Source organism: Nocardia sp. NBC_00565 (assembly GCF_036345915.1).
GTDB lineage: Bacteria > Actinomycetota > Actinomycetes > Mycobacteriales > Mycobacteriaceae > Nocardia.
In genome coordinates this window covers 986,846-999,413 of sequence record NZ_CP107785.1, presented here as the reverse complement: position 1 = coordinate 999,413, position 12,568 = coordinate 986,846, and the positions used below count along the sequence as shown (strand labels likewise).

Annotated in this window: 11 protein-coding genes; 6 read left to right on the top strand and 5 right to left on the bottom strand. The window is 66.3% G+C overall.

Annotated features, from left to right (window positions below; all coding sequences use genetic code 11):
• Window positions 1–612: 612 nt before the first annotated feature.
• Complete coding sequence (locus OG874_RS04950) at window positions 613–1,245, top strand: response regulator transcription factor (RefSeq protein WP_330253942.1); 633 nt, start codon at window positions 613–615, stop codon at window positions 1,243–1,245.
• On the opposite strand, the gene OG874_RS04945 is transcribed toward OG874_RS04950, so the two are convergent.
• Window positions 1,242–2,030, bottom strand: coding sequence for a sigma 54 modulation/S30EA ribosomal C-terminal domain-containing protein (locus OG874_RS04945; protein WP_330253941.1), 789 nt, complete (start codon window positions 2,028–2,030; stop codon window positions 1,242–1,244). The genes OG874_RS04950 and OG874_RS04945 overlap by 4 nt on opposite strands.
• A 137-nt stretch (window positions 2,031–2,167) precedes the next feature.
• Between OG874_RS04945 and OG874_RS04940 the strand changes: the two genes are divergently transcribed.
• Window positions 2,168–3,901: a sensor histidine kinase gene (locus tag OG874_RS04940; RefSeq protein WP_330253940.1), complete on the top strand. Its 1,734-nt coding sequence runs from the start codon at window positions 2,168–2,170 to the stop codon at window positions 3,899–3,901.
• 37 nt (window positions 3,902–3,938) lie between these two features.
• Here OG874_RS04940 and OG874_RS04935 read toward each other — a convergent pair whose 3' ends face one another.
• The gene (locus tag OG874_RS04935) at window positions 3,939–5,129 is read right to left on the bottom strand and encodes a beta-ketoacyl synthase N-terminal-like domain-containing protein (protein ID WP_330253939.1); all 1,191 of its coding nucleotides are present in this window, start codon (window positions 5,127–5,129) and stop codon (window positions 3,939–3,941) included.
• Between the two features lie 213 nt (window positions 5,130–5,342).
• Here OG874_RS04935 and OG874_RS04930 point away from each other — a divergent pair, with 213 nt between their 5' ends.
• The 3 genes from OG874_RS04930 (at window position 5,343) to OG874_RS04920 (ending at window position 9,457) form a co-directional block, all read left to right on the top strand.
• On the top strand, window positions 5,343–6,680 hold the full coding sequence (locus OG874_RS04930) for a diguanylate cyclase domain-containing protein (RefSeq protein ID WP_330253938.1): 1,338 nt from the start codon (window positions 5,343–5,345) through the stop codon (window positions 6,678–6,680).
• Between the two features lie 9 nt (window positions 6,681–6,689).
• Complete coding sequence (locus tag OG874_RS04925; RefSeq protein WP_330253937.1) at window positions 6,690–7,070, top strand: antibiotic biosynthesis monooxygenase family protein; 381 nt, start codon at window positions 6,690–6,692, stop codon at window positions 7,068–7,070.
• Between the two features lie 83 nt (window positions 7,071–7,153).
• Window positions 7,154–9,457, top strand: coding sequence for a HelD family protein (locus tag OG874_RS04920; protein WP_442943286.1), 2,304 nt, complete (start codon window positions 7,154–7,156; stop codon window positions 9,455–9,457).
• A gap of 72 nt (window positions 9,458–9,529) precedes the next feature.
• On the opposite strand, the gene OG874_RS04915 is transcribed toward OG874_RS04920, so the two are convergent.
• The 3 genes from OG874_RS04915 to OG874_RS04905 all read right to left on the bottom strand — a co-directional run bounded on the left by OG874_RS04915 (window position 9,530) and on the right by OG874_RS04905 (window position 11,993).
• A complete protein-coding gene (locus OG874_RS04915) occupies window positions 9,530–9,982 on the bottom strand; it encodes a universal stress protein (protein ID WP_330253936.1) in 453 nt (150 codons plus the stop codon).
• Window positions 9,983–10,618: 636 nt separating this feature from the next.
• Window positions 10,619–11,050, bottom strand: a complete 432-nt coding sequence (locus tag OG874_RS04910; protein ID WP_330253935.1) for a DoxX family membrane protein — start codon at window positions 11,048–11,050, stop codon at window positions 10,619–10,621.
• 67 nt (window positions 11,051–11,117) lie between these two features.
• Window positions 11,118–11,993 carry a helix-turn-helix domain-containing protein gene (locus OG874_RS04905; RefSeq protein WP_330253934.1) on the bottom strand — a complete coding sequence of 292 codons (876 nt, stop codon included), beginning with the start codon at window positions 11,991–11,993 and terminating at the stop codon, window positions 11,118–11,120.
• Between the two features lie 53 nt (window positions 11,994–12,046).
• Between OG874_RS04905 and OG874_RS04900 the strand changes: the two genes are divergently transcribed.
• Window positions 12,047–12,532, top strand: a complete 486-nt coding sequence (locus OG874_RS04900) for a VOC family protein (protein ID WP_330253933.1) — start codon at window positions 12,047–12,049, stop codon at window positions 12,530–12,532.
• Window positions 12,533–12,568: the final 36 nt, after the last annotated feature.

The window sequence follows — 12,568 nt, the reverse complement described above, 5'->3', positions numbered from 1 at the left end:
GCCGACCGGACAGGCGGAGTCGCCGACGGTGAACAGGTAGACGTCGTGTCCGAGCATGGCCAGACCAGATGCGAGGTCGCCGACCACCGCTTCGGTGCCGCCGTAGGCGGGCTGCGGCACCGGCACCTACGGTGGCACGATCAGCCCGATCTTCATGGCCGGACCTCGAGAATGGCGCGGCCGTGTGCGAGCCGCCAATGCACGCCGCAATCCGCGCAATGGAACAGGGTATCCCGATGGTCGTCGAAGATACCGACGGCATCGGAGCCACATCCCGGACATGTCCGGGGTGGGCCGAAAATATTACTGAAATCGAGAGTTGCTGAATATGTCATTGTCCGAGTTAACTGTGCGTGGGCCCGCAGGCCGCGTTGTCAAAGCGCTCTTGAATGACTTTCGGCCCCAGCATACCGGTAACGCCGATTCGCACACCAACTTTCGAGCGGTCGGTTTCTATCGGTGTTTCGCTGGTACCCGCCGGTTTAATTCGAGTGGGTATTATTCGAAATTGTCGTTTCCGACATACCGGCGCACCGCGCGACGAGATACGTTGTCGGGGGAGGACAATCGCTATCGCGGGGCGTTCACCCCCGGCACGACACAGGAGGTCGCGTGATCACAGTGTTCCTCGTCGACGACCACGAGATCGTCCGGCGCGGCCTCATCGACCTGCTGGCGAACGATCCGGAGCTGGCGGTGATCGGCCAGGCGGGCGATGTCGCCACCGCCATGACCGGCATTCACGCGCAGCGCCCCGATGTCGCCGTGCTCGATGTACGACTGCCCGATGGCAACGGCATCGAACTGTGCCGCGATCTGCTCGCCGAAATCGACGATTTGCATTGCCTCATCCTGACGTCCTACACCGATGAGCACGCCATGCTGGACGCAATCCTGGCGGGCGCGAGCGGCTATGTCGTGAAGAACATCAAGGGCATGGAATTGGCCGAAGCGATCAAACAAGTCGGCGCGGGTCGTTCACTCCTGGATAACCGTGCGGCGACCGCCCTCAAAGCGCGGCTGCGCAACAGTACCGAAAATGACGGACCGCTCGCCGGACTCACCGAACAGGAACGGCGACTACTCGCGCTGCTCGGCGAGGGATTGACCAATCGGCAGATCGCGGCGCGAATGTTCCTGGCCGAGAAGACCGTCAAGAATTACGTTTCCCGGCTACTGGCCAAGCTGGGCATGGAGCGGCGCACCCAGGCCGCGGTGCTGGCCTCCCGCCTTCGCGAGGGTTAGCCGATACCGGCGGGAATCACGAGGGTGAGGTCGCCGTCGTAGCGGCGGTACAGCAACCTGCCGCGCCCACTGTCCGCGTCGGTGAAGAACAGGAACGGCAAACCCTTGCGGCACAGCCGGGTCACCGCGGCCTCTTCGATCAGCGTCGGCGCGGGATCCGAATTCATGATCAGCGGTAGCGAATTCACCGTCAGCGCCACCTCCACCGGAGCCTGCGGCGCGCTGGTGCTGCGCTGCCGCGCCAACCGAACGCCCATCGGATCCGCCCAGCTCACCAGGGCGTCCTCACCGGTTTCGGCATCGATGAACAGATACGAGTCGTAATCCATCGCGTCCATCACCGCCGTCGCCTCGGCGGGCGTACCGGTCAGCAGCGCGCAGTGCTTCCTCCGCACGATCGGACGCGGCTCGGTGACCCTGGCCAGGGGCGGGCGCGCCGGATCGGGCCACTCGCGTGACTGTTTGGTAGCCAGCCGGGCGATCTGACGGTCCAGCCGTTCGACGGCGAAGGTCACCGCGAAGCCGCGCGGACCGGTGACCTGCACCCGGGTCGGGGTGTCCTGGATGCGCACGTTGGCCTGCACCAACGTCGGTTCGTCCGCGTCCACCGGTGCGGTCACCCGCACCCGTGCCGCCGCGTCGAGGTGATACCGGCGCAGCACGCGACCGATCCCCCGCACCGCCCGGGTCACATCCGCGGGTGGCACCGCGCCCCGGGTGGTCACGGCCAATTCGGGATCGGCGGCGGTTGCCCACAGCTCCGACGAACGCAACGGCGAATTCATAGGACACCCCTACTTTCTATTCCCGGTGCGACCTATGCCATCACCGCTGTGCCGCCACGAACAGGGCCGAAAGTCCTCGATCCGCCAACTAGACTGGGCTGGGCGCTGTTGAGCGCCGACCAGAACAGGATGCCGACATGACCGAAGAGCTGGGCAGCGGCCCCTATTCGGTGCGCGACACGCTGTCGCAACTGCGCCTGCGGGAGCTCCTATCCGAGGTGAAGGAACGCGTCGAGCTGATCATTGATTCGCGCGACCGAATGGACGGCCTGGTCGAGGCGATGCTGACCGTCACCTCCGGCCTCGACCTCGACGAAACCCTGCGCGCCATCGTGCATACCGCGACCAGTCTGGTCGACGCCCGTTACGGCGCACTGGCCGTGCGCGGCCACGAACAGCAGGTCACCCAGTTCCTCGACGAGGGCATCGCGGAGGAGACCCGCGAACGCATCGGCCGGCTGCCCGCCGGTCACGGCGTGCTCGGCGAGGTGTTCTCCCAACCCAAGCCGCTACGCCTCGACGAGCTGTCGAAGCACCCCGCGTCGGTGGGGTTCCCGGCGCATCACCCGCCGATGCACACCTTCCTCGGCGTGCCGGTGCGCATCCGCAACGAAGTCTTCGGCAGCCTCTACCTGACCGAGAAGGCCAACGGCCAGCCGTTCACCGAGGACGACGACGTACTCGTGCAGGCGCTGGCGGCCGCGGCCGGTATCGCGGTCGACAACGCCAGGCTCTACGAGTCGGCACGCACCAGACAGGCCTGGATCGAGGCCACCCGCGATATCGCCACCGAATTCCTCGCGGGCACCGAACCCGATCTGGTACTCGCCCACGTGGTCGACCATGCGCGCACCCTCACCGGATCGCACCAATCGTTCCTCGCCAGCGCGGCGGTCGCCGATATCAGACTCGGCACCGTGACCGAACTGATCATTACCCAATGGTCGGGTCCCGGTAATGGATTCGACGGGCTGACGGTGGACGCCGACGGCACCGCGCTCGGTGAGTCCTTCACCCGCCGCACACCGCTGCGTTTCGACGATGCCGCGCTGATCGATCTCGGCGTGCCGCTGCACGATGTCGGACCCGCGCTGATCCTGCCGCTGTGCACGCCCGACGCCGCCCTCGGCGCGCTGGTCACCGTGCGGCCGATCGGCTCACCGCCCTATTCCGACGAGCTGGTCGAGCTGACCAACGCCTTCACCGATCAGGCCGCACTGGCCATGCAGCTGGCCGAAACCCAGCGCAGGATGCGCGAGCTCGATATCCTCGCCGACCGCGACCGCATCGCCCGCGATCTGCACGACCATGTGATCCAGCGGCTGTTCGCCATCGGCCTCACGCTGCAGAGCGCGGTGCCGCGGGCCGAGGTTCCCGAAGTGCGCCAGCACCTTTCGACGGTCATCAACGATCTGCAGGAGGTGGTCCAGGAGATCCGCACCTCCATCTTCGATCTGCACGGCGGTAACGGCAGCAGCATCCGGGTGCAGCAGCGGATCGAGGACGCGGTGCGCCAGCAGACCACCGATGCGCCGCTGCGCGCCACCGTCCAGGTGACCGGTCCGCTGTCGGTGCTCGAGGCCGAGCTGGCCGATCACGCGGAGGCGGTGGTGCGCGAGGCGGTGAGCAATGCGGTGCGGCACTCCGGCGCGGCGACGGTCTCGGTGGAGATCAGCGTGGCCGACGATCTGACCATCGTGGTCACCGATGACGGCTGGGGCATTCCGAATCACGTGATCCGCCGCGGGTTGCGGAATTTGGAGCAGCGGGCCGAGAAGTCCGAGGGGCGGTTCACCATCGGACCGGCGTACGAGCCGGAGGGCACGAACCTGCCGGGGACACGGCTGTGCTGGTCGGTGCCGCTGCCCTGACACAACGCGCCGAGCTCACTCAGTGCGCCGGACCCACTCAACGCGCCGGACCCAGCACCAACATCGAATTATGTCCCCCCATACCGAGCGACAGCTTCACCGTCACGCCCCCTTCGCACGGCGTCGGACCATCGAGCAACCGCGGATGCGCGGGCGCGACGATCGGCGCGGCGGGCACGACCCCACGGTCGTATCCCAACGCCGCCGCGGCCACCTCGACCCCCGCCGCCGCCCCTTGGCAATGCCCCGCCAGCGGTTTCAACGAATAGACCTGCGGTCGATCACCGAACAGCCGGGCTAGTAGGTCCCGCTCGGCGACATCACATTGCTCGGTACCGGTGCCGTGCGCATTGAAATAGCGCACCTCCTCAGGCCGTACATCGGCATCGGCCAACGCTCGTCGCGCGCAATCGAAGATCTGCGCATGCCCCGGATCGACGGACACCACGTGGTAGGCGTCATTGGTCATACCACCCCCGAGCACCTCGACATAGGGCCGCTGCACCGAGCGGCTCAGCACGAACGTCACCGAGGCCTCCCCCATGCAAAATCCGCGGCTGCCCTCTTGGAAGGGTCGGCAGGCAGACAGCGGATCATCGTCGCCGACCGCGGCGCCCAGCCGGACGAAGTGCTCGAGCATATCCGGCGTGGCCGACATATCGGTCGCGACGCAGATGACGTCGTCGGCGACCCCACTGTCCAGCCATAGCTTCGCGGTGATCAACGCGACATTGGCCGAACTGCACGCCGCGGAGACATTCATCGAGGGGCCGTGGAAGCCGAATTCCTGCATCAGCACCGAGATCGGCGTGGACGGTAGTAGTCGCATGTAGTCGCGGGAGCGGCGGTGGCCGTGGTCGACGGTGTAGAAGTCGCGCCAGTTGGCGACATCGCCGAGCACGATCGCGTGCAGCAGCCCGACGGTGCGGCCGGGCCGCCAGCCGCGTGCGGTGGCATCGGCGATCGCCTCGCGGGCCGACTCGTGCGTGGCGCGCCCGTACCGGCTGTTGCTGACTATCGGGTCGCCGCCGTCGGGCACTACCGATACCCAGGCCTGCTCATCGCGACCCGAGCCGTAGCCAGGTTGTAGCGTGGCCGCCGTCTTACCGCTCAGCAGCCCATGCCACAACGTCTCGCGACCCCAGCCGTACCCGGTGACCGCACCGATCCCGGCAATCGTCATATGATCTTGATAGTGCTGTTCACTGATCGGGTTGGTACCCGGCATGGCATCGCTCCTTCACCGGCTCCCCGGGCCGATCCAGCGTTCGGCTCGAGAATGTTCACAGCTCCGGGATTTGTAATGATCATGAGGTAGCGCCCGATAATTGCCCGAACTGTGATCGAAGCAATAGCGTCGACGGTGTGATCTTGTACACGTCGATACCAGAATAATCCCATGTTCCAATGGCCATGATTGGGTCGATGATCGGGGGTTCTAGTGGATCAGGACAAGGCAGACATCGCAGTCGACGCCGAGCAACTGGCGCACCGCTATCGGTCCCTGGTCGAGCACACCCCGGACGGAATCGTGGTGCACGATCGCGGCACCGTCGTCTACGCCAACCAGGCCACCGCGCGTTTGCTGGCCGCCGATAACGCCGACCAAGTGATCGGCCAGCCGCTGACCAGCTTCGTCCATCCCAGGTCGGTGCCCGGCATGCTGGACCGCATCCGCCAGTTGACCAACTCGGGCTCCGCTTCCGATCCCACCGAGATGTCGCTGATCCGGGTGGACGGCGAAATCGTCCAGGTCGAGACGGTCTCGGTGCTCACCGCCTGGCACGACCACCTCGCCTATCAGGTGGTCATCCACGATCTCACCGCCCAGCGCGCCGCCGAGGCCGCGCAGCGGCGGGCCGAACAGCACTTCACCACCGTCGTCTCGCAGCTGGAGGAGGGCGTGGTGGTGATCGACCGGGACGGCCGCATCGAATCGGCCAATCCAGCGGCCGTGCGGATCTTCGGCACCGACGGCCGCACCGGCGCGCTGGTCGGCGCCACCATCCACGAACTGCCGCTGGTACTGCTCGACGCCAACGCCCAGCCACTGCCGCCGGGCCGGCATCCGGTGGCGCGAACCCTGGCGACCGGCGAAACGATCACCGGCTACATCTTCGGCGTCGACCGCGAGGACGGTCAGCGGCGCTGGCTGTCGGGCAGCTCACGGCTACTCAATCCGGGCGACCCGGACTCACCCGCGGTGTCGTCGTTCGCCGATATCACCGAATTCCGTGCCAGCCGAAGGCAATTGGAGTATCAGGCCACGCACGACTCGCTGACCGGACTGGCCAACCGCTCGCTGATCCTGTCCCAGCTCGCCGGCGCGCTGGCCACCAGCGAGGACCTGCCGGTCTCGATGGTGCTGTTCATCGACCTGGACGGCTTCAAGGCGATCAACGACACCCTCGGCCACGCGATCGGCGATACCGTGCTGCAGATCGTGGCGCAGCGGCTGCAGCGCGCGCTGCGCGGCAACGATCTCGTCGGCCGACTCGGCGGCGACGAATTCCTGGTGCTGCTGTCCGGGCGGACCCAGCGGGTCGATATCGACTCCCTCGTCCTGCGGCTGCGCTCGACGATGGCCGAACCGATCATCGCGCGCGGGCACCGGATCGAGGTGAACGCCTCGATCGGCGTCACCGAACTCGAGGAGGGCGACAACCGCACGCCCGAAGCGGTGCTGCACGACGCCGATCTGGCGATGTACCGCGCCAAGCCCGCCGGACACGAAGGCGCCGGCTTGGGCCGCAGGCCGAACAACACCCACGCTTCCTGAAGGTTTTTCATGATCATCGAACACGCACTGCTGCCGGTCCGTCCCGATCGGGCCGACGAATTCGAGGCCGCATTCGCCGAAGCCCGGCCGACCATTTCGAGCGACCTGCAAGCAGTCGCTACGGCCATCGCCAGCATGCCGGGGTTCCGGTCACTGTCACTGTCGCGGTGCCTCGAGACGCCCGACACATATCTGCTGCTGGTGGGCTGGGAGCGGTTGGCGGATCATGTTGATGGTTTCCGCGGGTCCGCGGGATACCAGCGCTGGCAGCAGCTGCTGCACCACTTCTACGATCCGTTTCCCGATGTCCACCACTTCCAACCGGTCCTGGACGACCCGGCCATGGACCCGCTACCTGCGGTTACAGCGAGCACGCCGAACCAGCAGTAGACTCGACAACTCTGTTTTCCGAGCGTTCGCGTGCACCGTGACCTGCGTGTGCACCGGCTCATCGCGGTGACAAGGAGTTCAGTTTGCCCGACCGCCTCACTCAGGACCGTGCCGCACACGACGGCGCACCCGAGCGGAACCGCGAGATCGACCAGGAGCAGACATACCTGTCTGTGCTCTATGAGCGACTCGACGGTATGCGCGAGTACGCCACGAATCGGCTGCGCACCGTCCTGCTGGAAACCGGTGGCACCCCGCAGGCCCGCACCGAACGCGAATCGTTCAGCCAGCTCTACACCGAGGATCTGGCCAAATACGACGCCGCCGAACACGGCCTCTGTTTCGGCCGCATCGATCTGAACGGGGACCAGGACCCCGAATACCGCTATATCGGCAGGCTCGGCATCCTCGATGAAAAGGACGATTACGAGACGCTGCTGCTGGATTGGCGTGCGCCCCTTGCCCGCCCGTTCTATCTGGCGACGACCGCCGCCCCGGACGGGGTGATCCGGCGTCGACATATCCGATCCCGCAACCGGCGGGTCACGGCCATCAACGACGAATACCTCGATCTCGACGCGGCCCACCGCGCGGGCGTCACCGATGGCGAGGGCGGGGTCGGCAGTGAGAGCGCGCTGCTCTCGGCGCTCAACGCCGCCCGCACCGGGCATATGAACGACATCGTCGAGACCATCCAGAGCGAGCAGGACGCGATCATCCGCTCCGAGCACAAGAGCGTGCTCGTGGTGCAGGGCGGTCCCGGCACCGGTAAGACCGCCGTCGCGCTGCACCGCGCGGCCTACCTGCTCTACACCTATCGCCAGCAGCTGGCCAAGAGCGGCGTGCTGATCATCGGCCCGAACGCCACCTTCCTCGACTACATCGGCCAGGTGCTGCCCTCCCTCGGTGAGACCGGTGTGCTGCTGTCCACCATCGGCGATCTGTATCCGGGGGTGAAGGCCACCCGCGAGGACTCGCTGCAAGCCGGTGCGATCAAGGGGTCGCTGGCCATGCTGGAGGTCCTCAAGCAGGCGGTGCGCGACCGTCAGGAGGTGCCGGGTGAACCGATCCGGCTGAGCTTCGACGGCTACCCGGTAACCCTCGACCGCAAGATCGCCACCAAGTCCCGCGGCCGCGCGCGCTCATCGCGCCGCCCGCACAATCTGGCCCGCCCGATGTTCGCCTCCGCGGTCATCGACGCGCTCACCGAACAACTCGCCCAGACCATGGGCGCGGATCTGTCCGGCGGCCAAAGCCTGCTCAGCCGAACCGATCTGGCCGAGATCCGGGACGAGATGCGCGCCGATCCGGAGATCCAGGCGGCCATCGGCAGGCTGTGGCCGATCCTGTCGCCGCAGGAGGTGCTCGCGGACCTGCTCGCCGACCCGAAGCGACTCGACCGGGCCGCGGGCACAGTGGATCCGGACGATCGCGCCGAACTGGTGCGCTCGGACAACGGCGAGTTCAGCGCCGCCGACGCCCCACTGCTCGATGAACTGGCCGAACTGCTCGGCATCGACGACACCGAGGAGCGCGAACGCGCCCGCCGCCGCTGGCGGGCCCAGTTGGCCGAGGCCCAGGATGCACTCGACATCCTGACCGGTTCCGCGCCACAGGATCTCGAGGACGAACTCGATCCGGAGATCCTGATGGCCTACGACCTGATCGACGCCAGCCAGCTGGCCGAACGTCAGGATGTGCGCAGCCGGCAGACCACCGCGGAACGCGCGGCGGGCGATCGCAATTGGACCTATGGCCACGTGATCGTCGACGAGGCGCAGGAACTCTCGGAGATGGCCTGGCGGATGGTGATGCGCCGGATCCCGAATCGGTGGGTCACCGTGGTCGGCGATGTCGCGCAGACCGGTGATCCGGCGGGTGCGTCGTCCTGGCAGCGGATGCTGGAACCCTATGTGGCACAACGGTGGAAGCGCACCGAGCTGACGGTGAACTACCGCACACCCGCGGAGATCATGGCGGTCGCGGGCGATGTGCTCGCCGCCATCGACCCGGATGCGGCGGTTCCGCGTTCGGTACGCGAAACCGGAGTTCCGCCACAGGCATACGCGGTCTCGGACAGCGAATTGCTCGGGGAGGTCAAACGATTGGTGGCGGGCGAGGAAGGTCCGGGCACCACCGCGGTCATCACGCCGCACGCCCTGGTCGAGGAATTCTCCGCGCTGGCGGGTGAATCGGTGCGCGTCCTGACGGTGCACGATGTCAAGGGTCTGGAATTCGACGCGGTCTATCTGGTCGAACCGCAGGGGATCCTCGACGAATCGCCGCGGGGGCTCAACGACCTCTATGTGGCGCTGACCCGTGCGACCCAGCGACTCGGGGTGGTGCACACCAGCGAGCTACCGGCGGTGCTCAGCGCACTCGGCTGATCATTCGCGCAAAACAACGACAGCCGCACATTCCCCTTCTCGGCGGAATGTGCGGCTGTCGTACTGGCTTGCTTACCTGACGGTGTGCACGATCAGCACATCCGAACGCGACTTGCGTGCGACGTCCGAAGGGACCGAGCCGAGCAGTCGCCCGGCCAGGGTGTTCAGCCCGCGGTTACCGACGACCAGCAGATCGGCCTCGACCTCCTTGACGAGCGCCAGCAGCGACTCGACGGGCTCACCGACGATCGCCCGCTCGACGATCTCCTCGGCTCCCTCCGCGGTCGCCCGGTCCCGGGCGGTGCGCAGGATCTCGTTGGTCGGCGCGGAGCCGCGCACCTGGTAGGCCTCGTCCTTGAGCACATCGGCGGCAGCGGCCACGTCGCGATCGTCGGTCGGGTAGTACGCGCAGGCCACGACCAGGGTCGCGCCAGCGGCCGCGGCCAGCGACGCGGCCTTTTCGACGGCGACATACGACGAGTCCGAGCCATCGGTACCGACGACAATGGTCCGGTAGGCGGTCATGCCTGCACCTCGCTGACGCTCGGCTCCGGCATGCCCGCCTGGGGCGCTGTGCCCTTGGCTCGCTCGCTTCGCTCCCTCACGGTGCCTGCACCTCGCTGACGCTCGGCTCCGGCATGCCCGCCTGGGGCGCTGTGCCCTCGGCTCGCTCGCTTCGCTCCCTCACGGTCTCTCCTCCAACATTCTGGTGGTCGGGTGCCTGAACCGGTGCCACTGGTGGAGTCGTGGCACCAGCGCGGCGACTGGGGTCGACCCTAGCGGCAAATCCGCCGGAAATAACAGAAATCGCAACACATCACACTCGGGAGTTCCGGGTTTACCGAAGCCGGTTCACCTGGCGAATGCCGGAAGGGCCTTTGCGACCTGGGCGGATCTAATTTCGGGATCCGCGACTTGTGATCCATCACAACCGGAGCGAACGTTCTTGTCCCCCTGGGATATTCATCACATATGCCGAACATTGCCGTTACCCGGCGGGAACGCCGGCCCGACCTGGTGCGCGAAGAACGTACCAGGCCGGGCCGACGCCATCCATCCGGTTCCGCAGTTACCGTGATGGGGCTCGGTTTGCCCGGAAAATGCCCACCACGCCATTGGGACTCCCGATATCGGCGCGATCGACATCGAACACGATCGGATCTACAGACCGGTGAAAAGCGGTCCGGTGATGGTCAATCCGAGTTCGTCGACATGGGCGAAGAACGCGAACAACATCAATGACGCACCGGCGAGTGCGAGATCCTTGTTGAAATGGATCATCTCGCCCTGTTTGGCCTGCGGATCGGTCTCCCGCCAGAACTGGTGCATCAGAAACGCCGTCGACAGCATCAGGACCACCAGCAGCAGCGACCCCAGATCCGCCCACACACCGAGCAGCACGCTGAGCCCACCCAGCCCGAGCAGCGCACCCGAGACCAGCACCGCCGCCTTCGGCTGCGGGACACCGCGACTCTGGGTGTAGCCCGCCATCGCCTCGGTCTGCGTGAAGTGCCCGACGGCCGAACTCAAGAACAACACGACGAAAAGCACTCGTCCGATCAACACCACGACATCCATGTCCAACTCCCTCATTTTGCTGATGCGGGACGGCCATATTTCCGACCCACACTGGGCTGGTCGAACGCGATCGGTCCAGTAACTACATTGTGGTCGGAATAACCTTCGAAGTGACCTCGTTGCGGGAGCGTAGCGAATTCTTGGCGTATTCCAGTGGCGCCATTCCGACCTCCGCGGTGAACTCGCGGGAGAAGTGCGCTTGATCGAAATAACCCAACTCGGCCGCGAGCGCCGCCAGATCTTCGATGCGGCCGCGCGCCAGCAGATCCGCGCCGTCCTGGAGCCGGTATCGGCGCAGCACCCATTTCGGTCCGGCGCCGATATAGCGGCGGAACATCCGCTGCAGGGTGCGGATCGGGATGTCGAACCGGTCGGTGAGCTGATCGACTCTGGTCAGTTCCTGATCCTGTGCCATGGCGGCGACGATGCGCAGCACCAGCCGATAGTTGGGATCCTCGACGGCCGGTCGGCCGACCAGGAAATCCTCGACAATGCTGCGGCGCTGGACATCCGAGGGCGCGGCGAGCACGCGCTCGGTCAGGTCGGCGGCCTCGGGCAGCACCGCGCTGAGTTCCACCGCGGTGTCGCGAAACGCACCGACATCGAGCCCGGTGAACGCGCCGAACCCGCCCGCGCGGAAACGCACCCCGAAGGTCTCCCCCGCCCCACTGAGTTCGCGGACGAACTTCGTCGTGCACACGCCGTTGACGAAACCACCGGTGCGGGTCTCGGTGCGTTCGAAGGTGACGTTCACACACGGATATGGCAGCACCTCGGCGTAATACGGCGGCCGCCCCCGTAGATCCCAGCGCACCGACCAATACCAGTCCACGAACCGCCCTGCCTCGGGCCCGGCGGACAAGCGTGCCAACGACCGATGCCTGGCCTGCTCGTCCGGATGCAGGATGCCCTTCACATCATCGGGTGCGGGCACCGGAACCGGCACGTGCTCATTCACCGCTGTCGCTTTCTTACAAGACCCCCGCGATCTGATCGACGAGGCTTATCGGCATGAGCGAAACAACGAATACCGAAACCGTGAACCCGATCGCCGAAGGTTACCACTCCATCACTTGCTTCCTCGCCGTCCCCGACGGCAACAAGGCAATCGAGTTCTACACCAACGTTTTCGGCGCCGAGGTGATCAGCCGCAACGACCTCCCGGACGGCCAGCCTGCGCACGCCGAGCTGAAGATCGGCGACTCGACCCTGCAGATGGGCATGCCCATCCCGGACAACAATGTCCTCGCCCCGAACGGCGAATGGGTGCACACCTCGATCGTGCACTACTGCCCCGATGTCGACGCGGTCATCGAGCGCGCCATCGCGAACGGCGCCCGCAGTGCGGAGGAGCCGCAGACCTTCGTCACCGGCGACCGCTTCGGCGTCGTGATCGACCCCTTCGGCCACCGCTGGGCGGTCCTGACCAAGGTGGAGAACGTCTCCCGGGAAGAGGCCGAGCGCCGCGTCAACGAATGGCTGGCCACCCAAAGCTGACGGGCTCGCCCCGCCTCGAGCCAGGCGGCGTCGAAC

Excerpts from the sequence above, each read along its gene's own strand:
- OG874_RS04945 (WP_330253941.1), bottom strand. The coding sequence starts at position 2,030 with ATGAATTCGCCGTTGCGTTCGTCGGAGCTGTGGGCAACCGCCGCCGAT.
- OG874_RS04940 (WP_330253940.1), top strand. The coding sequence starts at position 2,168 with ATGACCGAAGAGCTGGGCAGCGGCCCCTATTCGGTGCGCGACACGCTG.
- OG874_RS04935 (WP_330253939.1), bottom strand. The coding sequence starts at position 5,129 with ATGCCGGGTACCAACCCGATCAGTGAACAGCACTATCAAGATCATATG.
- OG874_RS04925 (WP_330253937.1), top strand. The coding sequence starts at position 6,690 with ATGATCATCGAACACGCACTGCTGCCGGTCCGTCCCGATCGGGCCGAC.
- OG874_RS04915 (WP_330253936.1), bottom strand. The coding sequence starts at position 9,982 with ATGACCGCCTACCGGACCATTGTCGTCGGTACCGATGGCTCGGACTCG.
- OG874_RS04910 (WP_330253935.1), bottom strand. The coding sequence starts at position 11,050 with ATGAGGGAGTTGGACATGGATGTCGTGGTGTTGATCGGACGAGTGCTT.
- OG874_RS04900 (WP_330253933.1), top strand. The coding sequence starts at position 12,047 with ATGAGCGAAACAACGAATACCGAAACCGTGAACCCGATCGCCGAAGGT.